Here is a 23,050-nt window from a genome sequence, read left to right as displayed (position 1 = left end):
AAAAAGTCATTTTACTGCTAGGTAGCGCATTCATTTTTTTTGGAATCATATGGTTTTTAAACTCTGGAAAATCTATTCAAGATTTCTATACAGCAAGCAAACCAAAGAAGAAAGCTACTATTATTTCAACTCAAAGAGACCCAAATGCACCTCCTGTCTTTTTAGGAAAACAGGAAATAAAAGATATACATGTAGAGTCAATTAAAACAAAAAAATCTATCTTCCTTACAAAAACAGATGAATTAAAAACATTCATTAACAGTATGGATACAGCAAAAAAAGGCGATTTAACGCTAGATGAAGAAGGTTCTGATTTAGTAGATTGTAACATGTGGATTACTTTCCAAGATGGAACTTATAAACAATATTTAATTTGGATAGTAGATAACAACAGTAGTGAAGTCATGATTGCCCAGCAAAACTCTCCTGATGACGTAGATCTTACTTATTATCAATTAAATGAAGGTAATTCGAAAAAAGTATATAACTTATTTAAAAAGGTTATTTAATAGAAAAAGTCATGAGCTAATAGGCCCATGACTTTTTCTACTTATATATATTCTGGAAACACTTTACAGCTCTTTTCCTGCTCCATATCATGACCAAAGAAAACAATGGGGTTCTCTTTCATCACAACTTCTTTTAAACGTTTAATTGAAGATAAAGCTAATTCCGAATCAAATCCAGCGAACGGCACTTCATCTTCAAAATTTTCTTTCGTATAAGATGCATCAATCGTTAATAACACAGGACCGGATTTTTCAGTCTCAATTAATAGCGACTGATGCCCTGGAGTATGGCCCGGTGTAGACAATAATTGAACTCCTGGTACGACTTCATAATCGCCTTCAACGATTTTATAGTTCAAATGCGGCAATATACACTCTTTCAAATATTCTTCCCTATGCTGCGCCGCCTCATATTCAGCACGCTGCACAATGATTGGTGTATTTGTAAAAGCGCCATTTCCTCCCGCATGATCAAAATGCAAATGAGAGCTAATAATATAAAGAAGGTCGTCCGGCTCATATCCAACGCGTTTTAAAATATTCACGATTCTATCTTCTTCCGTCATTTTCGGTAAAATCTGGCCTTCAACAAATGTACCGTTAAAAAGACCTTCGTTATTAACCGCACTTTCTGGCATACCTGTATCTACTAAAATAGGCCCCTCTTCTGTCTCCAACAAATAGCACCATACAGGTAAATTCAATAAATTTCCTGGTGTGAGCGTACTATTAACAGAAGAATGATCTAACATACAACGACCTGCTGGGACGAAATAAAGCTTCTTTACTGTCATTATGTATCCACCTTTACATTTAGTTTTGAATAAAACAATACAGTAAAGAATTCCTCTTGTTAGAAATAAATTCCTTCTCACTTTTCATTGTTTCAGCTATTATCTTTTCAATTGTTCACAACGAATTTTGGGCATAAAATAACCGACTACCTACATGTCGAGAAAAGGAGTCGGCTATTTTTCTTGTTTATTATTCATTTACAGGCTCTTATATGCGGCGAGCAAGGATTATAAAAGATAATATACTATTTTATTTCACTGTAATACTTCCGTTATGTGTGTTTAATTTAATTTGATTTTCTCCCTTCCCAATAACGGCATTTCCATTATATTTATTCAGGATATTCGCTTTTCCATTGTCGACAGAGACATTAAATTGAACATTAGTTGGTTCTTTTTCAGTTTCAATATTAATCTTGCCATTGTGAGTCGTAAAATTGAGATTTCGATCAAGTTCATTTGTTTTAAGAGTAAGACTTCCATTCTTAGATTGCCCCTCTATTTCACCTTCAACATGATCTAGCATTATTCGTCCATTATTCGATTTCACATGAATATTTTGCGCCATTATATCTTTAAAGTCCATAATTCCATTGTTTGCTTCCGCAATAACTTTTTGCGAATTGATCTCTCTTAATTCAACACGCCCATTGCTTGTATTGATATTAAAATGTGTTACGTTTAGTTTTTTGGCAGAAACATAGCCATTATTATTGGAAACTTTTAATGAATCATATTGCTTTTCAGGCAAATAAACATTTAATGTTAATGGCGCCAATACTTCGGAAATGTCGAAGTTAAACCATCTCTGTTGTTTTTCTTTGTATGAAATAAGAAGCGTCGAATCTTTCTCATCCGTAGCTAATGTTCTTTTTACGTTAGGATTAACTTCGCCATCTAATTTTACTTTCATGTTACTATCTGTTGTAGGATTGATGTTAACACGAACATTATTCGTATCGATAATGACGCTTGACACATTATTATTGTTAATGACCTTTTCTTCTGAAATTGGTACTGCAGCAATTGAACGAAAAGTGAGTAGACTTCCTATAATACCAATAATGAAAATAATACCTGCAATGATTGAAAGACTCTTTTTATTTATCATGCTTCAAACCACCTTTTACTAGTGCTATATTAAACTTTAAATAACGAACAAATCCATTCTTTGCTAGCTTCGTTAAAAATAACATAGCAATTACAATGAAATATCCAAGTCCACAAAGTGCTAAAGAAACGAAAAGATTAAATAGCAAGAATGTATTTGGATGTATAATAGTATCAACTAGAACAAGTAATGGTGAACCTAAAAATGAGATTCCTAGAACCCATCCTGAAAAAATCAATGCCGCTAATGTAATTGCAGGTCCAAGCACGATTAACAAATTGAAAAAACCTAATCCAATTACTGCCCAAATTGCCCGAAAAACATTTCCTGTTGTTGTACTTGCTGTTACTTTCTCAATATGATAATCTGCTAATAACTCTTTGGCGATTTGAGCTGGAGAACCTAATGAGGCTACAATTTCTTCTTCACTTTTCCCTTCCTCTAATCCGAAAGTAAAATGTTCTTCATAATCTTTTAAAATATCTGCACGCTCTTTTTCAGATAATCTTTTTAGAGATGCATTTAATTGTTGTAAAAATTTATTTTTCGTCATTACGTACACCTTCTTTTATTAATTGATTGACACCTTGTGAAAACTCATTCCATTCCTCCAAAAGTTGATACAAATACGTTCTACCTTTATCCGTCAGTTTATAATACTTCCTTGAAGGCCCTTCTGAAGACTCCTGTAAATACGTTGTAAAATATTCTTCTTTAGTTAATCTACGAAGTAGCGGATAAACAGACCCTTCTGATATTTCAATTTGATTGGAAATACTTCGAACTAATTCATACCCATAACGGTCTTGCTTATCAAGTAAGACAAGAACACAGAGTTCTAAAACTCCTTTTTTAAATTGTACATTCAATGTTCATTCACCCTATTCTAATTGGCATCTACTACTGTTTATTGTTTAGTACTGTTTTATAATAAGTAACTACATCTATAATATAACACTCGGTATTGTTCATTGCAAGGTACACTGGAAAAATAAGTATACCTTTCATCCGACGCCTATAAAATCAAAACGATGGCTCCTCTCCAGTTACAAAGTTCTAAATTAGGCTGAAACAAGCCTTTAACAAAATGGAAAGGACTCAACTTTTTTACATAATGACACTTTACCTACTATAATAAAAGAGAAAAACTCTTACTTTAATGGAGGGAATACAAATGAAAGCAATTGGTTTACATGAATACTTACCTATTGAAGAAGAAAACAGTTTAATTGATATTGAAGTTGAAAGACCTGTTGCCACAGGAAGAGATATACTCGTTAAAATTAACGCAATTTCCGTTAATCCAGTTGATACAAAAGTCCGATCCCCGAAGGATAAAAAAGAAGATGCAGCGAAAATACTTGGCTGGGATGCTAGTGGTGTTGTTATGCAAACTGGCGAAGGTTGTACATTATTTAAAGAAGGCGATGAAGTGTTTTACGCTGGAAGCATTACGAGACAAGGTACATACAGTGAATACCATCTAGTTGATGAAAGAGTCGTTGGTAAAAAACCAAAAACGTTGAGTGATGCTGAAGCTGCAGCACTTCCTTTAACAGCCATTACCGCATGGGAAGGTTTATTCGAACGTTTAGGCATTGATTATAATAAAAAAGATACGAACTCATTTAAAAATATTTTAATTATCGGCGGAGCTGGTGGTGTTGGCTCGATTGCTATTCAGTTAGCTAAATGGGCTGGACTAAACGTAATCGCAACCGCATCCCGCAACGAAACCATACACTGGGTTGAAAAATTCGGTGCCGATTATATCGTTAATCATCACCAACCTTTAAAAGATCAAATATTAGAGTTTGGGCTAAAAGATGTAGATTATATCTTCTGCTTAAACAATACAGATCAACATTGGCATGCAATGTGTGACCTCATTAAACCACAAGGGAAAATTTGCTCTATTGTAGAAAATGAGCATCCTCTTGAGATGGGGGTTTTAAAAAGTAAAAGTGCCACACTCGTTTGGGAGTTTATGTTTACAAAAGCGATGTATGAAACGGGTGATATGATTACGCAGCACGAATTATTAAACAAAGTGAGCGAATTATTAGATGAAGGTATCCTTCATACAACTTTAAACGATACGTTAACACCGATTAATGCAGAAAACCTTAGAAAGGCACATGCATTACTTGAGGGTGGACGTACAATTGGGAAGATTGTATTAGAAAAATTTTAATAAAAAAGTCCGATTTCTAAATAAGAAATCGGACTTTTTTATTACCTTTATTTACTTGAAATCTCTTGATCATTTTGAACGTCTAACGGAACACGCTTCCCTATTCCGAAAGCATAGAAACTAATTGTTACGATAGCTAAGAAAACAATACCTACAATTAGTGAAATACGAGTATCATCGTTAAACCACATTCCGATTAATACCATAATTAAAAAGGCAATTGTTAAATAGTTTGTAACAGGAGCAAATGGCATTTTGAATGGATGATCTTTCATCTCTGCTCCCTTTTCTTTTCTAAAACGGATTTGACTAATTAAAATGACAAACCATGGTACCATACCAGGAAGTACACTTGCACTATATACATATACGAATAAGTTTTTCGGTGCAATGTAGCTTAAAACAACACCCACCGCTAAACCGATAATTACGCCAACTGTACCGAATAAAGGTACACCATTTTTAGAAATTTTTGCAAAATATTTCGGTGCTTGTCCATTTACACCTAATGTATAAAGCATACGTCCAGCACTATAAATACCACTGTTACAACCAGACATTGCGGCTGTAATAACAACGAAGTTAATAAGTCCAGCAGCTGCCGTAATACCGACCTTCGCAAAAGTCGCTACGAACGGGCTACCAATTGAACTTAATTGATCCCAAGGATAAACAGTTACAATTACGAAAATAGCACCAATATAGAAAATTAGAATACGCCAAATTGTACTTTGAATTGCTCTTGTAAGTGTCTTCTTCGGATCTTTCGCTTCACCAGCAGTAATCCCGATTAATTCCACACCTTGATATGCCCCAACTACAAGTGATAGCGCAAAGAAAAATCCTGAAAAACCACCTGTGAAGAAACCACCATTTTTCCATAGATTAGATATACCAATTGCTTCTCCTCCGTTCCCAATTCCGAAGAAAATGAGACCGAATCCGGCAATAATCATTAATAAAATCGTAACGATTTTAATCATTGCAAACCAAAATTCAAATTCACCAAATGACTTAACCGAAATTAAGTTAGCAGCACCAAGAATAACCATTGCGATAATACCAGGTATCCAAGCTGGTAAATCCGGGAACCAATATTTCATATATGCCCCAACTGCGATAATCTCTGACATCCCAACGATAACCCACTGGAACCAGTTACTCCAGGCTGTCATATAACCAGCTAGCGGATGAATATACTTGTGGCCAAATGTCGCAAATGAACCTGTGCTTGGCTCCATATACAACATTTCTCCCATGGCACGCATAATGAAGAAGATAAAAATACCTGCAATTGCATAAGCAAGCATTACTGACGGACCTGTCCATTTAATCGTGCTGGCTGACCCCATAAACAAACCAACACCAATTGTTCCGCCTAAAGCAATCATTTGAATATGACGTGCTTCTAAACCTCGTTTCAATTCTTTGTTTGCCACTTCATTTCCCCCTCTTAGATGATTCATAGCCACATTTAAAGTAAGATGTTTTCCCCTAATTCCTCTTTGGCTTGAAAATGATGAAACAAACGTCATTTTAGACTAACTTTAAAGCTATCCTAAAATCTTATTCTGCCTCTTATAAAATCCCCAAAACCTCTCATCTTCCTATTTTCTATAAAACTTAAAATTGCTTACTTCATATTAATTCATTTATCTGAAAAGTTCAATTATTTTTTCAGTAAATTATTATATATTAGTTTGATTAATTTTTAACTAAATTAACAATAAAATACATCTATTCAATATGATTCTAGTATTAATATTATTACAATATAAATAACCGAGGAGAAAATATCCACCTCGGTTATTTATCACATACACATTAATGTGTATTGTTTATAATACACTTTTCCACCATTTAAATGAAATTCTTTTCTATTTCTATCATCATCTAAAATCTTACTTTCACCTTTTCTATTCGTTCTGCGCACACACCCACCAAAGGATTTAATATATTAGTAAAATTACCTACCTTTGCATACCAAATGCATTCTTCCATGCTTAATCAATCAATTCTCATTTCTGAAAAGTGATCCTTAATAGTACAAAAGCAAAGAAGCCCAGCAATTCATCACTGGACTTCTTCTTTATTTTCCAACAAAACTTCCTTATCAAAGCGAACAAATTTACTCTGTACTTCCATTCCAGCTGCTTCGTATACACGAGGTGCGCCTGTAATATTTTCAGAATCTACATTTAGATGAACTTTTGAAATCCCCTCTTCGTAAAATTGACCAAATGCATACTGTAACAGCGCTAATCCTAATCCTTCTTTCCGCTTAGAGCGCCTTACACCTAAGTGAGTAATTTCAGCTTTATTGTCAGTACCCTTTTTACTAAAGATAAAACCAATTACGTCACCCTCAAACATTGCTAGTGACCATAATGTAGGATGAAACCCATCTCTTTCAGTACGTTGCAAAAACTCTTCTAACGTAGAAGGCTGCGAATTCCAGTGGTCCGCAAAGGCTTCATTAAAAGCTCGATGTAATCCCTCATCATCCACACCAGATATGTAATGTCGCACAGTAACACCATTTGGCCATATTGGTGTTGAAACGTTCCCCTTCAATTCAATCCCCATTCCCCACCAAATACGAGTTGGAATAAAACCAGCTTCTTCTAATACTTTTTCCTCATAGTAATTATTTGCTTGTGTTACAATCGCACCCTGTAGGCATGATGAATTACCAACAAGCTCCTTAGCACGTTCTTCAAGCTTTGACCATATTACTTGTTCAATCCCTTGATTGATACAATTAGGATTTACAAATACGGCAGATGGGAACTGCCTTTCATTTCCTGTCAGAATTCCATAAGCAATTATTTCTTCTTCATTCATAACAGAGCAAGAACTTTTACTAACATCAATCCCTTTCCATGAATTAGTAATATCTTCTACCGTTGTATCAATTTCACCGTAAATGGCTTGATCATAAGTCGTACATAGTTTTAAAATTTGTTGTAAATCTTCTTGTGAAGTTGCTTTAACCTTTAGACCGTTCATATTGTACCTTCTTCTTTTTTAAGTTAATTAAATTTTAACACTATTCGAATAATTAGTTAACAAAGAATAAAAAAGAGTCTCATTTTCCAATGAGACTCTTTTCCTATTACATAATTAACCTGCTTTTTCAACTCGTTTACCCACAATAAACACCTTAGTAAACACTAACATGATAACTACAATAACAAGAAAATACAGAGGCATCACCATTAATGAACCTGTATGCAGCTGGCTCATTCTCCAAATTGTCACCGTCACTATTATATAGTACCCTAAGCTAAACAATGCTCCTGCTGTACCAATGACGTCCTGAAAATCTACTAAAGCTAAGCTAAGACAATTCGGTAACACTACCCCAATTCCTAATAGCAATATAAACATAGCTACTAAAAATCCAATCATATATATTATGTTGGGATTTGATCCAACTGAAGTAATAACAGTTAAAAGGATAGCTCCCCCTGTCATTACAAGACAACCGATATATATAATTTCCTCTGGTTTGTAAGTAGTAAGTAATCGTTTTGAAACTTTCGCCCCAATAATAGAAGCGGAAGCAACAACAATTCCTAAAAACCCGTACATACTAGGTGATAACTGAAAGTATTCAATAAAGATAAACGGCGCTTCTGCATAATAGCTAAATAAAACACCATTTGCTCCTCCAATTAATAACCCATATGTTACTACTTTCGGATTTGCAATTAATCTTTTTAACACTGAGAAAACATTTATTTTATCCGTTACTGCGCCCGTTTTTGTTTCCGGAAGAGAAACAAACGTATACAGCAAGATCCCAACACTCATAACTACTAAACTTAAAAACACCATTTTAAACCCAAACATTTGATCAAGAAAGCCACCAATTAACGGCCCTACCGCTGGTGTAAAAGCAATGACTGCCGAAATTTGAGCAAACATAACATGACGTTTATGCCCCTCTACACTTTCACGAAGAATCGTTTGTGTCACAACTGAACCAGCACTTGCTCCAAATGCTTGAATAAAACGACTAAACAATAAAAATTCAATAGAATTGGCAATATAGCATAAGAAACTTCCAGCGCCATATACTACAATTCCAAATAACATTGCTGGGCGACGACCAATTATATCTGATAACCATCCAATAAAAAATACACCTAAAGCAAATCCAGCAAAATAAACACTAAGCGTTAACTGTACCTCATTATTACTTACGTGCAACGCCTTTGAAATATCCGGTAAAGACGGTGTGTAAATTGTTTCACTAATTTGCGGAAATGCCACAAGAATAATCATTAACCAAAGTGATGGTACTGAGACTTTTTTCACTTTTAATACCCTCCTATAACTTTGAAAATCTCAGAAATGAATAGACTTTCCTTAGCTATGGAACAGGAGGGGCCATTATAGAAATTCGATCATAAAACAACAAAGAAAACACCTCAATTACGCATGTTAATACTTATAGGAGGGTAATATTAACATTGATTTTAAAATATAGTCTTTCAATTATATGATAGGTTGTGTTCGTTTTCTAGTGTTCATAATCTTAATATTTGTTAGTACACGAATGTCCTTTCAATTCTCTTGGAAAATTAATACGATTTGAAAAGCGCAACTAAACAACTGAAACGCCCCTTCAATTGTTAAAATCATTCTCACAATTGAAGGGGCGTTTTTTTATTGCTACATTTTCACTGATTGTTCTTTTTGATAGATAATTTCACCATCAATAATTGTTGTTTCTACCTTTAAATCTTTAATTTGATTTGGATCGACACTTAAAATGCTGTCATTTAATATAACTAAATCCGCCAACTTTCCGGCCTCTATGCTTCCTTTTATCTCTTCCTCAAAACTCGCATAAGCACCATTCCATGTGTATAGTTTAATAGCTTCCATTACGCTTATAGATTGATTAGCACCAACCTCCATTCCAGACTTAGTTTTTCTATTGACAGCAACATGAATTCCTAATAAAGGATTATAGTCAGTAACTGGTGCGTCCGAGCCACCTGCTGCAATGATGCCACGATCAATAAAATCACGAGCAGCGTACATGTGATTCACACGATCACCATAGTGTTCTACATATATCTCTCCGAATTCATATGGAAATGGAGGATTTGGAATTGGAATCATCTCAAGTTTTTTCATTCTCTCTTGTAAATCTGGTGAAGAAATTCCCGCGTGCTCGATTCGATGACGGTGATTTTTTCTTGGTGATTCTTCTAGCGCCCTTTCTACACAATTTAAATACATTTCAATAGCTTTATCGCCTTGTGCATGTACAGTGATTTGATAACCTTTTTTATGCGATTCACCTAAAACCCGATAAATTTCTTCCTCACTATAATAAAGAATGCCATAATTGGTAGGGTCACTCGAGTACGACTTACGGGTTGCAATTGTAGGCCCAGTGCTACTTCCATCTGTAAACAATTTAGCTGGTCCAACTTTGAATCTCTCATCTCCGGTACCAGTTACCACACCAGCTTCGACCATTTTATTAACAAATTCATGGGAGTTATTTATTTGACATATCATTGCATATATTCGGACACGAATATCCCTACTCTTCACAGCTCGTTGTAGTAAACGAAAACTCTCCGGTCCATCTCCACCTGCGTCATGTATACTTGTTATGCCAGCTGCAACGAAATGATCTGATGCAATTTTCACAGCCTTCATCATTTCACTTTCTGTATAACTTGCAACCTCGCTCATACTCATATTTGCTGCTTCAATTAACTTTCCTGTAAGCCTTCCTGCCTGATTCTTTTCAATAACTCCCCCATTCGTATCCGGTGTGTTCTCGTTAATTTGCGCAATTTCTAATGCTTTACTGTTCACCACGCTTATGTGGTGACAAGTACGAGTTATAATAATAGGGTGTTCAACTGAAATTTCATCCAACTCAGTAATTGTTGGATAACGCTTTTCCTTCACAGCGGTTTCATTAAAGCCCCAAGCACGTATCCATTCACCTTTTGGCGTTTCTAAGGCCTTCTTTTTCAGATCATCTAACAAAGCATCGATAGAATCAATATGTTCAGCTTTACAACTGACAGCCAACTGATTTAGTCCATGAGAAATGATGTGAAGATGGGAATCAATGAATCCAGGAAGAAGCGTTTTCCCTTGCAGGTCAATTACATCCGTATTTTCTCCTATAAAACTCTTAACCTCCTGATTTGAGCCAACAACTACGATATGATTATCTTTTATTGCTACAGCTTCGACTACTGCATTCTTTTGGTCTACTGTAATAACTTCTCCATTTATCAATACAACATCAGCTTTCATAAACTCAACCCTTTCGGAATTACTCTTTTTGAGTAATTCATTCAGTATTTAAAGTTATATCTCCTAATAGGCTCATCCGCTTTTTAACAAGATTTATCAATAATTAATTAAAGTTGAGCTAAACATTCTTTCATTGTTTTAACGATAAAAGTAAAGTCTTCCTCTGTGATGCTTAATGGAGGTGCAAGCTGTAAAATATTATTGTAACCTGCAACAGTATCACCATTTTTACCAATAATTAGACCTTTTTCTTTACAAGCATTGATGACTTTGTTCATCTTTTCAATGGAAGCCGGTTCTTTCGTTTGCTTATCTTCCACTAGTTCAATGCCTAAAAGAAGACCCTTTCCGCGAACATCACCTACGTTTGGATGCTCTTTTACATCCTCTAGCTCATATAACAGTCGTTCACCCAATTCTTTGGAACGTTCAATGAGTTTCTCATTCTCCATAATTTCTAAATTCTTCAAAGCTAAAGCGCAAGCAGCAGGATTTCCTCCGAACGTATTTACATGGCGGAAGCGATCATAATCATCACTACCTACGAATGCCTCATAAACCTCTCGTCTAACTGCTGTTGCTGACAAAGGAAGATACCCACTTGTAATACCTTTTGCCATTGTAATGATATCTGGTTTGACGCCATAATTCATAAATCCAAATGGCTTCCCTGTTCGTCCAAATCCACATATAACTTCATCACAAATGAGCAACGCACCGTGCTTCTCGCAAATTTCTTTTACTTTTTCCATATATCCATCAGGAGGCATTAAAATTCCGCCCCCTGTAATAATTGGCTCCATAATCACACCGGCTACTGTTTGGCTTAACTCCCATGTCATGACACGATCGATTTCATTAGCACTTGCCAGTGTATGAACATCATCTAGATTTCGATACGTATCCGGCGGTGCTACATGCAGGAATCCTTGCCCGAGTGGTTCATATTTATACTTTCGCTGTGCTTGCCCTGTTGCTGCAAGAGCCCCCATTGTGTTACCGTGATAGGCACGGTAGCGGGAAATAAACTTATAGCGTCCATGATCACCTTTTTGTTGATGATATTGACGAGCAATTTTAAATGCTGTTTCATTCGCTTCCGATCCACTGTTAGAAAAGAAAATGACGTATTCATCATCAAGCCATTCATTCAATTTTTCTGCTAATTTAATAGCAGGAACATGACTTTGTGTCAGAGGGAAATATGGCATTTCTTCAAGCTGTTCAAACGCCGCTCTTGCAAGCTCTTTTCGGCCGTATCCAACATTCACACACCAAAGACCAGACATACCGTCTAAATAACGGTTTCCATCAATATCCGTCACCCATGCCCCTTCTGCTTTTGTGATAATTAAATTCGTTGGACTAGGGGCTGCTCCTCTCATTGCATGCCAAAGGTATTTTTCATCTGTTTTTTTCAAACTTTGTGTTTTCTCTGTCGCTTGCACAATTACCAGCTCCATTCTATCTTTTTATGGTTTTACATCACGCTTTCAATAACGAGTCGTAAGCATTTTCTTGCGAGTATAGAATTCTACGCCATCTTTTCCATTTGCATGGAGATCACCATAGAAAGATTTCTTATAACCTGAGAACGGGAAGAATGCCATTGGAGCAGGAACTCCAAGATTAACCCCAAGCATACCTGCATCAATTTCTTCACGGAATTCACGAATAGCTTTCGCGCTATTTGTGTACAGACATGCACCATTTGCGAATGGTGATGCATTAGCAACATGAATCGCTTCCATCAAGTCTTTTACGCGTACAATAGAAAGAACCGGTGCGAAGATTTCATCTTGCCAGATTTTCATTTCCTGTGTCACATTGTCAAAAATCGTTGGGCCAACAAAATAACCTTGGCTGTTTGCTACATCGTCTTCACGTCCATCACGAATAAGTGTCGCTCCCTGCTCTACACCGGATTGAATGTATCCGAGTGTCCGCTCTTTATGTCCTTCACGAATAACGGGACCAAGGAAAATACCTTCTTCCAGACCATTACCAATCGTAATTGCATTAGCCTCTTGAAGCAGTCTCTTAACGAGCTCATCTGCAACGTCTTCTTCCACAACAACAACAGCCGCTGCCATGCATCGTTCACCAGCTAAACCGAAGGCAGCACTTGTAATTTCTTTCACTGTAGAACTAAGGTCCGCATCTTTTAATACGATCGAATGATTTTTTGCCCCTGCAAGAGCTTGTACACGTTTACCGTTAGCTGCTGCTGTTTTATATATATACTCAGCCACAGGTTGAGAGCCAACGAAAGATACAGCTTTCACATCCTCATTGTCAAGAATGCCGTTAACGACGTCATGTGCACCATGCACAATATTTAGTACTCCATCTGGAAGACCTGCTTCTTTAAACAGTTCAGCTATGCGATTAGCCAATAGCGGTGTTCTTTCAGATGGTTTTAATACAAACGTATTCCCGCATGCAATCGCGAGTGGAAACATCCAGCATGGTACCATCATCGGAAAGTTAAATGGCGTTATTCCTGCGATTACTCCGATCGGGTAACGATACATCCCTGATTCAACACCAGTAGCAATATCGGGAAGTTGCTCTCCCATCATTAAAGTGGGTGCGCCTGCGGCAAATTCAACACATTCAATCCCCCGCTGCACTTCACCGTATGCTTCCTTATAACTTTTTCCGTTTTCCAAGGTTACGAGTTTAGCTAACTCTTCCCAGTTTTCAATCAATAGCTGTTGATAGCGAAATAGAATCCGTGCACGCCGAGGTACAGCGATCTTTCTCCATGTTTTGAATGCTTCTTTCGCAGTTGCTACAGCTCTATCTAAATCTTCTTTAGTCGAAAGAGGCACACGAGCAATAATCTCTCCTGTTGCTGGATTTGGTACATCTTCAACTTGCTTACTTGTGGATTCTATCCATTGTCCGCCAATATAATTTTTCAACGTTTGTACATTTTTCATTACTACCATGGTGAAGCCTCCTATTTTAAGATAACCGTCCTATGTATTTATTACACTCGCAAAAGAAAGCGCATTCATTTGACGGTATGTAAACTTATTGGCATACATTTCTTCAACATTACTAATCTTAATCTTATCCATTGAATACACAGGAGCAGTCATCTGCTCAGCATTTGTCTACTCCCCAGCTCACATTATTTCAGATGGATCTCATGGTTCATCTTATAATTCTTTTTCAGAAATACTGGGCAATCCCATTCACAAACAAGGTCCTTAGCCAAGGAAACGATCCAGTCCTTTGTAATATGATACTTTTCCCCATCAACAGTAATAAACACTTCACCATCTGTCACATAGAAAACTTCCTGCTCTTCTACATGCCACGTTCCTTTATTCGGTTCGCCTACCCACGGTTCCCATGTGTTGGCACCTAGTTGCTCTGCTTCTTCTGCTGTAAGTTTTTTCGCAAAAAACATGATGATCCTCTCTCTTTCGTATTCGTAATTTTGAAGGAATAATTCTATAAATCTACTGCCTTAACATTTGTATTTTTTAAACGTTTAAACTCTTTTTTCATAAAGTATATGGCAATGAGAACACCTGGAATTTCTGCAGCAGGAGCAGCGTACCATACACCTTCTACACCCCAGTATTTCGGGAAAATAAATAGAAACGGTAACATGAACAACAATATTTTGCTTACACTAATAAACGTTGCGGACCAGTTTCTTTCTTGTGATTCAAAATAACCAGAGATAAGCAAACTAACTGCACTAAGCGTAAACAAACAATTGAATATAACTGTCGTCCAAATACCCAGTTTCTGTAATTCAGGATTACCACCGGAAAAAAATGACACAATTGGATCTGCAAAAATGATTAGTATGGCTGTCACGATCACAAAGAAGGAAACTGTAAAAATGAGTCCCATCTTAATCGCTTGTTTCACACGATCAAGGTTGCCCGCACCGTAATTATAACTAATAATCGGTTGAAGCCCTGTCATCCCACCGAGCGCTGCTAAGGCGAGGAGATTTGTAATGTACCCGTTTTGAATCGTGAAAGCTGCAACGTGTAGACCGCCACCGTAGCTTTGCAGTAAGTTGTTGGTGAAAATAATTGCAATAAACATCATGAACTGACTCGAGAAAGATGCAAAGCCCGTCCAAACCACTTCAACAATCTTCTTGAGATTAATCATCATATCTTTCATTTTCGGCTTAAGTTTTGTTTTACCAAACCAGAAATAAAAGATTAGGAGAGCAGGAATCGATTGCGAAATCGTATTAGCCCATGAAGAACCCATCATCCCCATGTCATACTTCACTACCATAATCCATTCCATAGTCCCAGCAACCACCGCTGCGACTAACCAACTGTTCATTGATAATATAGGTTTTTCATCGATATTAGCTAAAATACTTAATACAACGGCCAATATCGTTAATGGCAACGAAATCCATAGCAGTCGGCTATATTGCACCGCATATGGAAGCGCTTCATCACTTGCTCCGAATAAAATCATAATATCATTTTCAAAGAGCAATCCAAGTATAGCTAACAAAGTGGAAAGGAACAGCGTAAACCATAAAGTTTGTCCCATAATACTTCTAGCTTCCTCTAACTTCCCTTTTCCAAGTCGAAGTGAAATGACCGCTCCTGCTCCCACACCTAAAAGAACACCAATCATACGGGTAATAACCATGACCGTAAATCCAATTCCGATCCCTTCGACTTCCAGCTCCTGAAAGCCACTGACGAAATAGCCATCAACAACCGATACAACTCCTAGAATTACGTTAGCCATAATTCCCGCCAAAGCAAACCGTAAATATAGTAACGGAATACTTTTGGTTCCTAGCACTGAATCATCCACCGGCTTATTCATTACCTCTGGTTGCTCTATTTTTGATGACGGACCGTTGTCCACTATTTTCATGAGCATATCCCCTTATAAATAATTTATATAGCACGTTTTGCTCAATTAATTCGCATACCACCCTACCGGATTTGCATGCTGGTGGATATTGATTTGCTTCGTTTCCATAAAGTGCTCCAGTCCAACAGTACCTAACGCTCTGCCGATGCCACTTTGCTTATACCCTCCCCAAGGGCCTTCAACATAAGCGAGATGATAACTATTAATCCAAGTAATTCCCGCACGTAATTTACTAATGACACGTTTTGCTCGGTCCATATCTTCCGTAAATACAGCACCGGCTAATCCATAAATGGAATCATTCGCTTTTCGGATGGCATCTTCCTCATCTTTAAATTTCTGTACAACAAGGACTGGACCAAAAATCTCTTCCTTAACAATACACATATTCTCATTTACATCAGCAAAGATTGTTGGTGCAATGAAAAATCCTCGATCAAGCCCATTTTCTGTTAAGCGCTTACCACCACAAACTAATTTTGCACCTTCTTCGATCCCTCTCTGAATATAATGTAAAACTTCATTCATATGAGACTCGTTTGTGAGGGCTCCCATTTCAATGTTCTCACTTTCCCCGTTGCCAACTACAATTTTGTTCGCACGCTCGGCCAATCTTTCAACAAACTTATCGTAAATAGTCTCTTGTACAAGCAAACGGGATGCAGCTGAACAAACTTGCCCAGCATTGTGGAAAATGCCAAACATCGCATTATCGACTGCGGTTTCAAAGTCCACATCGTCGAACACAATAAGTGGAGATTTACCACCTAGTTCAAGTGTGATTTTTTTCATATTGCCCGCAGCTGCGCGCATAATACTTTGACCTGTTTTTGTTCCACCAGTAAAGGCAACTTTGTCAACATCATGGCTCTCTGCAAGCTCATTTCCAACCTTTGAGCCAGGTCCCAATACCAAGTTTGCCACTCCGTCCGGAAGTCCAACCTCTTCGATAATTTCAAATAATTTGAATACGCTTACAGGAGTGACGTCAGCAGGCTTAATTACAATTGTATTCCCTGCGGCAAGTGCAGGAGCAATTTGCCAAACAGCTAACATAAGCGGAAAGTTCCAAGGTACAATAAGTCCACAAACACCAATCGGTTCATGAATAATAATTGTTTCCGAAGAATCAGCACGAGTGTAAGATTCCTTTTTCATGCCTTTGATCAAGTCAGCATAATAGCGGAAACATTGAATCGATACAGGAATATCTACATGGGTTGTTGCACGGATAACCTTACCGTTATTTGCAGTTTCCAAACGGGCAATTTCAGCTGTCTTCTCTTCAAGACGGTCTGCAATCTTATATAGATAGTCAGCTCTTTCATCAGCCGATAAATCCGACCAGATCCCGCTGTCAAACGCTTTACGAGCCGCCTTGATTGCTATCTTCGCATCGTCTGCCGATCCATGAGCTGACGTTGCGATAACCTCTCCGGTTGCTGGATTGATAATATTTCGTCTAGCACCCGATAATGCTTCTACCCATTTCCCGTCAATGAACATGTTAATTTTCATAAACACTTCTCCTTTACGCGATAATATCTACCAGTTTGAAACCAATATGTGCTATATTGACCAGCATCGTTTTCTGATTATAGAATGGGAATGATTTGAGGCGTTCCTTTTCAAATCGGTATCCACCTGCACTCCCCGTAACAATCCATTGTGCCAATAACTTACCAAACAATGTCGAGAGAGACGCGCCATGGCCCGTATAACCCGTTGCGAAATATGCGCCTTCTTTGGATCTACCGATAACTGGGAACGTATCAATTGTAACCCCGATAAATCCACCCCACCTGTAATCAATCTTGCTTCCTTCTAGTTTTGGCATTATTTTAACCATAGCATCGTAAACATTTTGATAAACAGCATCACCTAAGTTCGGACGAATATCGCCACCGCCAAATATGATCCGATTATCTGGTGTACGCCTGAAATAGTAAAGGAAACTGCTTGTATCAAAAACCATGCGATCTTTAGGAATGACGGCATTCACCAGTGATTCTGGAAGCTGTTCAGTACCAATAATACGTGCCGAAATTGGCAGTACGCCTTTATTCAATTCAGCCATAATTTTTCCGGAGTAACCATCTGTAGCCACAATAATGTCTTTCGCTGTAACAGTACCTTTTTCTGTAATAACTTTCACACTATTTCGGCCGTACTCAATAGATAGTGCTTTCGAATGCTCAAAGATTTTTGCACCGATTGATTTAGCTGCTTCTCCCAAACCAATTGCATAGTTCAGTGGTTGGAACGAGTAACTCGAGTCATCGACTAAGCAACCATAATATTGCGGGGAATCAATTTCTTGATGCAACTGACTTCGATTAAGCACGCTACATTCATATCCAAAATTTTTGTTTAAGTATTCACTTTCAAGTTTCAACCCTTCAAAATGCTTGGCTTTGTAAGCCGCCACAATGTGACCTGTCTTTCTGAAGTTACAGTTGATTTGATGCTCGTCGATAATGTTTTTAACTAATTCAACACTAAGCAGAGAAAGATCGTTAAGCTGCCTCGCCTCTTCGGCACCATACTTCTTGGCAAGCTCCTGCATCGTTGACTTATAGCCCGGCAATACCATCCCACCGTTGCGACCGCTTGCGCCATACCCAATTGTTTCCTGCTCAAGGACGATGACACTCTTCCCTAATTTTTGCAAATGATATGCAGAAGAAAGACCTGTGAAACCTGCGCCAATAATGACAACATCCGCCTCTTCATTTCCTTCAAGAGGTTTTCCTTTGTCATATCTGTTTGCAGTCGCTGTCCACAATGAGAGAGTATCCATTCGATCCATCTTATCCATAGCTAATCCTTCTCCTTTCGTGACATGTATGTTACAATACAGTCAAAAATATTCTAAATATTCAAACTTATTATGATTATCATATGACTTGGAGCTTCCTCCAAGTCAATAGCCATTTGAGAGGTTTTTGCATTCATTTTTGCGAAAAAAGTGGAGTAACACCACTTTTTTTATTGGAGGGGACATCTATGAAAATTGGTACATTTGCGAAGCTTTTCCATGTTACAACTGATACCGTACGTTATTACATTGAACTAGGATTATTAATACCAGACAAAAAAAACACCCAGTATCAAATGAACCAATTGTGTTTAGACGACATGGCTTTTATTACTGAGCTGAAAAAATTTCATTTTTCATTGATAGAAATCCAACGAATTTTATCGTATCGGCGTGTCACAAACTTCTCGGATCATGAGGATATCGACTACTACAACAATTTGCTCAATGATAAAAAGAATGAGCTGACTAAGAAAAAAGAAGATATATCAAAAGCTATCCAATTGATTGAAAAAGCGGTTCAAACAAGCTCACCTTCAACAAAAGAAGAGAATATTACAGGAATCCCGCTTGACTTTGTAAATCTGCTCTATTGTCCGAAGTGCCGCATTCCACTTGAAATGAAAGATGTAACGATCAAAAAAGTCTACATTCACACGGGGAGTTTAACTTGTACCTGTGGATACGAGGCAACTATCGATGATGGTATTATTATTACCGCGAACTTGTACGAGACGTCTCCTTATCCATCTTATTTTTACGATAAAGAAACGATTAAAGAGATTAATCCCAAAATGATTAACTTATTTGAAAAAAGTAATTTTCGATTTCAAAAAGTTCTACAAAATATAGATTTGAAAAACAAATTAATCGTGGAAACAAACGTTGACGCTTTTGTGTCACTACCGAAATATATTGATGTTCTTGAAACTAGCGCGTCCTATGTATTCAGTGGCTATTCGCTTGCGATGCTCAAGAAAGTTAGAAACAGAATTGAGCGTATGAATCCGAAGCCACGCGTCCTTTATATTTTGAATTCCGATTTAAATCTGCCATTGAAACCGCTTAGCATCGATGTTTTTGTGGATAGTTTTACAGTAACTGATTTTTCACTGCTCAATCCGCAGTTCCCCATTCACGTTCTAAAAAACTATTTACATAACAGTTCAACAATTGTCGGCGGATACTCGTATTATGATAGATCGGCCAAATCCCTGAAAAACATTTCAGCCTTATATCCAAATTCTCACGAACATATTTTATATCCAAAATACTTAGAAGAAAATTTATCAGTTAACGGATTTCAAATCATTCAAAATGAAAATATTGGTTACTGTACAGATCCAGGACCTTATTTCGATTATCATGTAAGAGACGAAAAATTCCACATGCTCATGTATTTGGCTAGTACGAAAAAATAGCACACCACACTTCACCCCAAAAAAGCGCCATCACAAGTGACGGCGCTTTTTCTATGTAAGAGCTACTAGAAGGTATCCTTCTAGCCTACTCCCATTTATAAGTCCAAAATTGTTCAAGTTGCAGCCATTTTAATGTTGCTGCATCTTTGTTTTTTATTTTTGCATGCGTTTCTTCAAGCATTGCTTCTGTTTGTGAACGATGCGCACCTAGTGCAGCTAATTTATGTTCAAATACTTCACTAATATTATTTACAACATCCGGCTCCCCTAGTACAGCTTCGCGATTTTTCGTAATTGCAACCGCATGAATGACTGGACGTTCTTCTTTCGGCATACGTGATACAGCGCGAACGACAGCACGGCCAAATGCATTATGGTCTGGATGTACGCCATGCTCAGGATAAAATGTAATAATTCGAGATGGATTTACTTCTTGAATGATTGCTTCAATTTTGTCTGCAACGAAATCAACATCTTCAAACTCTAACGTTTTATCATGGAAACCAAGCTTTCTTAAATCTTGAATTCCCATCGCTTCACATGCATCTTTTAATTCTTTTTCACGGATATTTGGAATCGTTTCACGGTTAGCGAATACATTTTTCCCCATGTTACGTCCCATTTGTCCAAGAGTACCACATGCATACGTTACAGGTACTCCTTGATCTGTTAATAAGCGAATTGTTCCTCCCGCAGCAAATGCTTCATCATCTGGATGCGGAAATACAACAAGTACATGTCTCTCCATAAGTTTCCCTCCTTCTTACTTAAATGGCGTTAAGCTTAACTCAAGCGCAACTGCTAGTCGGCCTAGATTATCATGTCCAGCTAATAATAAACGCTCTTGATCATCTACTTCCCAATGCGTAATACCTTCAGCATATACCCAGCCATGATCCATTTTTAGACCAACTCGGTATGGGTTTGTTCCAGTTATTTTCCCGCGCTCAAAACGGATAATTGCATTTCGAATGAATGCTCCAACTGTCATCATCTTTTCATTTATGTGTGATGCATACGCTCCGTTTGTCGTTTCTAAATGAATATATACATCTTTATTTACAAAACGTTCAATTTCATTTTGAATAAGAGAACTATCTTTTACTATTTCCATCGGAATTCACCTCTTTAAACCATTTTACGCAAAAATAATGTAAATTGCTATCTCTATATTAGAGGACAACGCTCACTTTTCCTAATAATTTGCACTGTGTTTCTATATTTTTTTATATCATATGTAGAATTGATATTTTTTCCTTCACTTTGTTAAATAGTTTTCTTTCTTTTTTGAATTTGCTACAATATAAATTACGCAGAGGGATGCATTTTTACAATTGAATACATACTTTAAAGAAGGTGACATGTTTGGAACATTCAGCACATGAAGTAGCAAATTGGCAATATTATTTTGCGATTGCCGTATTTTTAGTCACATACGGTTTTATTATTTCTGAGAAATTGAATCGTGCTGTAATCGCACTATTCGGTGCTGCTATTATGATTATTTTTGGAATTGTAGATTTACATACTGCTTTCACATCACATATTCAATGGGAAACAATCACCCTTTTAATTGGGATGATGATTCTCGTACATATTACGAGTCAATCAGGCGTATTTGAATTTGTAGCCATTAAAGCAGCAAAAACAGCTGGCGGAAAACCAATCCGCATTTTATTATTACTATCCCTATTAACCGCTGTCGGTTCTGCATTTTTGGACAACGTAACAACCGTATTATTAATCGTACCTGTTACACTATCCATTACACGTATTTTAAAAGTAAACCCTGTTCCTTATTTAATTTCAGAAGTATTATTTTCAAATATAGGCGGAACAGCAACATTAATTGGTGACCCGCCGAACATTATGATTGGATCAGCTAATAAGCATTTAGACTTTAATGCCTTCTTATTAAACTTAGCTCCAATCGTAATCATTATTTCTATCGTTACACTTGGCATTATTTACTTCATGTATCGTAACAAACTAAAAACAACGCCTGAGCAAATCGAAAAGCTAATGGCATTAAATGAAAAAGATTATATTAAAGATCAGAGCCTCCTTTTAAAATCCATTACGATTTTAGGACTAACTATTTTAGGCTTTGTACTTCATTCTATTATTCATGTAGACGCTGCCGTTATTGCGATGACAGGTGCTACACTTCTTATGTTAATCGGTGTGAAAGAACATGATATTGAAGATGTATTTGCCCACGTTGAATGGGTAACAATTTTCTTCTTCGCTGGACTATTCGTTCTCGTTGGCGGATTAATTGATATCGGACTTATTTCTTCACTCGCAAAAGAAGTACTCGACGTAACAAATGGCGATATCGGTTTCGCTGCTATACTTATCTTATGGGTATCTGGCATCGCATCTGCGACAATTGATAACATCCCATTTGTCGCAACGATGATTCCACTTATTCAAGATTTAGCTACAGGACTCGGACTATCTGTCGATTCTCCGCAAATTGAAGTACTATGGTGGGCGTTATCACTTGGAGCTTGCCTAGGAGGCAACGGAACATTAATTGGAGCATCAGCAAACGTAGTCGTTGCTGGTATTGCAAAACGTGAAGGACATGGGTTCTCTTATATGGACTTCTTAAAAATCGGTTTCCCCTTAACGATCATTGCGCTATTGTTATCACATGCTTACATTTATTTACGTTATTTAATGTAGAAGTTGTATTGCATGAAATTATGTCGTCAAATAAAAAAGGTTTGCAGCACTATGCTACAAACCTTTTTTCATCACCAAAATATACCTATAATTGCTAATCCACCTAAAATCATACCACCAATTTGTCCGATGATTGTTGGTGATAGTTGAACACCTTTTCTCACTTCAACAACTGGTCTTTCGTGCCTTAGTTGTTGCACTTCACTTTGAAGTTGATGTACACTTCCGTGTAGTTCTTTAATTAGTTCTTTTAATTCAGCGACCTCTTCGTTTACTGGCTTACTTTTTTCTAAGTTCATCTCGCATAACTCCTTATAAAGTGAAACTT

The 23,050-nt window shown here is 37.1% G+C and carries 21 protein-coding genes; 4 read left to right on the top strand and 17 right to left on the bottom strand.

The genetic code is table 11. The features are described 5' to 3' along the window. Window positions 1-14 precede the first annotated feature (14 nt). Window positions 15-509 (top strand): hypothetical protein, encoded by a 495-nt coding sequence (locus tag ABH955_RS01260; RefSeq protein ID WP_404444333.1) that lies wholly within the window; start codon window positions 15-17, stop codon window positions 507-509. Between the two features lie 41 nt (window positions 510-550). Here ABH955_RS01260 and aiiA read toward each other — a convergent pair whose 3' ends face one another. The 4 genes from aiiA to ABH955_RS01240 form a co-directional block, all read right to left on the bottom strand. After that, entirely contained in the window at window positions 551-1,303 is a 753-nt protein-coding gene (aiiA, locus tag ABH955_RS01255; protein WP_404444249.1) for a quorum-quenching N-acyl homoserine lactonase AiiA, read from the bottom strand. Window positions 1,304-1,553: 250 nt separating this feature from the next. Then, a complete protein-coding gene (locus ABH955_RS01250) occupies window positions 1,554-2,414 on the bottom strand; it encodes a DUF4097 family beta strand repeat-containing protein (RefSeq protein ID WP_404456701.1) in 861 nt (286 codons plus the stop codon). Beyond that, window positions 2,404-2,967, bottom strand: coding sequence for an HAAS signaling domain-containing protein (locus ABH955_RS01245; protein ID WP_404444243.1), 564 nt, complete (start codon window positions 2,965-2,967; stop codon window positions 2,404-2,406). Before ABH955_RS01245 ends, ABH955_RS01250 begins: the two co-directional genes overlap by 11 nt. Continuing rightward, window positions 2,954-3,283, bottom strand: coding sequence for a PadR family transcriptional regulator (locus tag ABH955_RS01240; protein ID WP_002137567.1), 330 nt, complete (start codon window positions 3,281-3,283; stop codon window positions 2,954-2,956). Before ABH955_RS01240 ends, ABH955_RS01245 begins: the two co-directional genes overlap by 14 nt. A 305-nt stretch (window positions 3,284-3,588) precedes the next feature. On the opposite strand from ABH955_RS01240, the gene ABH955_RS01235 reads away from it, so the two are divergent. After that, window positions 3,589-4,608, top strand: a complete 1,020-nt coding sequence (locus ABH955_RS01235) for a zinc-binding alcohol dehydrogenase family protein (RefSeq protein ID WP_404456698.1) — start codon at window positions 3,589-3,591, stop codon at window positions 4,606-4,608. Window positions 4,609-4,655: 47 nt separating this feature from the next. On the opposite strand, the gene ABH955_RS01230 is transcribed toward ABH955_RS01235, so the two are convergent. The 10 genes from ABH955_RS01230 to ABH955_RS01185 all read right to left on the bottom strand — a co-directional run bounded on the left by ABH955_RS01230 (window position 4,656) and on the right by ABH955_RS01185 (window position 18,610). Further along, entirely contained in the window at window positions 4,656-6,047 is a 1,392-nt protein-coding gene (locus tag ABH955_RS01230; protein WP_404444237.1) for an amino acid permease, read from the bottom strand. 634 nt (window positions 6,048-6,681) lie between these two features. After that, complete coding sequence (locus ABH955_RS01225; RefSeq protein ID WP_404444234.1) at window positions 6,682-7,617, bottom strand: GNAT family N-acetyltransferase; 936 nt, start codon at window positions 7,615-7,617, stop codon at window positions 6,682-6,684. A gap of 114 nt (window positions 7,618-7,731) precedes the next feature. Continuing rightward, complete coding sequence (locus ABH955_RS01220) at window positions 7,732-8,931, bottom strand: multidrug effflux MFS transporter (RefSeq protein ID WP_404444231.1); 1,200 nt, start codon at window positions 8,929-8,931, stop codon at window positions 7,732-7,734. Between the two features lie 357 nt (window positions 8,932-9,288). Then, window positions 9,289-10,908: an amidohydrolase gene (locus tag ABH955_RS01215; protein WP_404444228.1), complete on the bottom strand. Its 1,620-nt coding sequence runs from the start codon at window positions 10,906-10,908 to the stop codon at window positions 9,289-9,291. Window positions 10,909-11,015: 107 nt separating this feature from the next. Then, window positions 11,016-12,371 (bottom strand): aspartate aminotransferase family protein, encoded by a 1,356-nt coding sequence (locus tag ABH955_RS01210; RefSeq protein ID WP_404444225.1) that lies wholly within the window; start codon window positions 12,369-12,371, stop codon window positions 11,016-11,018. A 30-nt stretch (window positions 12,372-12,401) separates the two neighbouring features. Beyond that, window positions 12,402-13,862 carry a CoA-acylating methylmalonate-semialdehyde dehydrogenase gene (locus tag ABH955_RS01205; protein ID WP_404444222.1) on the bottom strand — a complete coding sequence of 487 codons (1,461 nt, stop codon included), beginning with the start codon at window positions 13,860-13,862 and terminating at the stop codon, window positions 12,402-12,404. Between the two features lie 185 nt (window positions 13,863-14,047). Then, the gene (locus tag ABH955_RS01200; protein WP_404444219.1) at window positions 14,048-14,329 is read right to left on the bottom strand and encodes a cupin domain-containing protein; all 282 of its coding nucleotides are present in this window, start codon (window positions 14,327-14,329) and stop codon (window positions 14,048-14,050) included. Between the two features lie 44 nt (window positions 14,330-14,373). Further along, complete coding sequence (locus tag ABH955_RS01195; RefSeq protein WP_404444216.1) at window positions 14,374-15,792, bottom strand: MATE family efflux transporter; 1,419 nt, start codon at window positions 15,790-15,792, stop codon at window positions 14,374-14,376. Window positions 15,793-15,837: 45 nt separating this feature from the next. Continuing rightward, the gene (locus tag ABH955_RS01190; RefSeq protein WP_404456695.1) at window positions 15,838-17,310 is read right to left on the bottom strand and encodes an aldehyde dehydrogenase family protein; all 1,473 of its coding nucleotides are present in this window, start codon (window positions 17,308-17,310) and stop codon (window positions 15,838-15,840) included. Window positions 17,311-17,323: 13 nt separating this feature from the next. Further along, a complete protein-coding gene (locus ABH955_RS01185) occupies window positions 17,324-18,610 on the bottom strand; it encodes an NAD(P)/FAD-dependent oxidoreductase (protein WP_404444210.1) in 1,287 nt (428 codons plus the stop codon). 188 nt (window positions 18,611-18,798) lie between these two features. Between ABH955_RS01185 and ABH955_RS01180 the strand changes: the two genes are divergently transcribed. Next, on the top strand, window positions 18,799-20,031 hold the full coding sequence (locus tag ABH955_RS01180; RefSeq protein ID WP_404444207.1) for a MerR family transcriptional regulator: 1,233 nt from the start codon (window positions 18,799-18,801) through the stop codon (window positions 20,029-20,031). A gap of 85 nt (window positions 20,032-20,116) precedes the next feature. Here ABH955_RS01180 and bshB2 read toward each other — a convergent pair whose 3' ends face one another. Both bshB2 and ABH955_RS01170 read right to left on the bottom strand, forming a co-directional pair. Further along, window positions 20,117-20,779 carry a bacillithiol biosynthesis deacetylase BshB2 gene (gene bshB2, locus ABH955_RS01175; RefSeq protein ID WP_404444204.1) on the bottom strand — a complete coding sequence of 221 codons (663 nt, stop codon included), beginning with the start codon at window positions 20,777-20,779 and terminating at the stop codon, window positions 20,117-20,119. Between the two features lie 15 nt (window positions 20,780-20,794). Further along, a complete protein-coding gene (locus tag ABH955_RS01170) occupies window positions 20,795-21,145 on the bottom strand; it encodes a YojF family protein (protein ID WP_000407045.1) in 351 nt (116 codons plus the stop codon). Between the two features lie 251 nt (window positions 21,146-21,396). On the opposite strand from ABH955_RS01170, the gene ABH955_RS01165 reads away from it, so the two are divergent. Next, a complete protein-coding gene (locus ABH955_RS01165) occupies window positions 21,397-22,722 on the top strand; it encodes an ArsB/NhaD family transporter (RefSeq protein WP_002142598.1) in 1,326 nt (441 codons plus the stop codon). A 71-nt stretch (window positions 22,723-22,793) separates the two neighbouring features. Here ABH955_RS01165 and ABH955_RS01160 read toward each other — a convergent pair whose 3' ends face one another. Further along, the gene (locus tag ABH955_RS01160; RefSeq protein ID WP_002033458.1) at window positions 22,794-23,021 is read right to left on the bottom strand and encodes a coiled-coil domain-containing protein; all 228 of its coding nucleotides are present in this window, start codon (window positions 23,019-23,021) and stop codon (window positions 22,794-22,796) included. Window positions 23,022-23,050: the final 29 nt, after the last annotated feature.

Source organism: Bacillus sp. RC240 (genome assembly GCF_044907945.1).
In the GTDB taxonomy this organism is placed as follows: domain Bacteria; phylum Bacillota; class Bacilli; order Bacillales; family Bacillaceae_G; genus Bacillus_A; species Bacillus_A mycoides.
The sequence above is the reverse complement of the archived record's forward strand: the minus strand, read 5'-3'. Positions and strand labels throughout refer to the sequence as shown.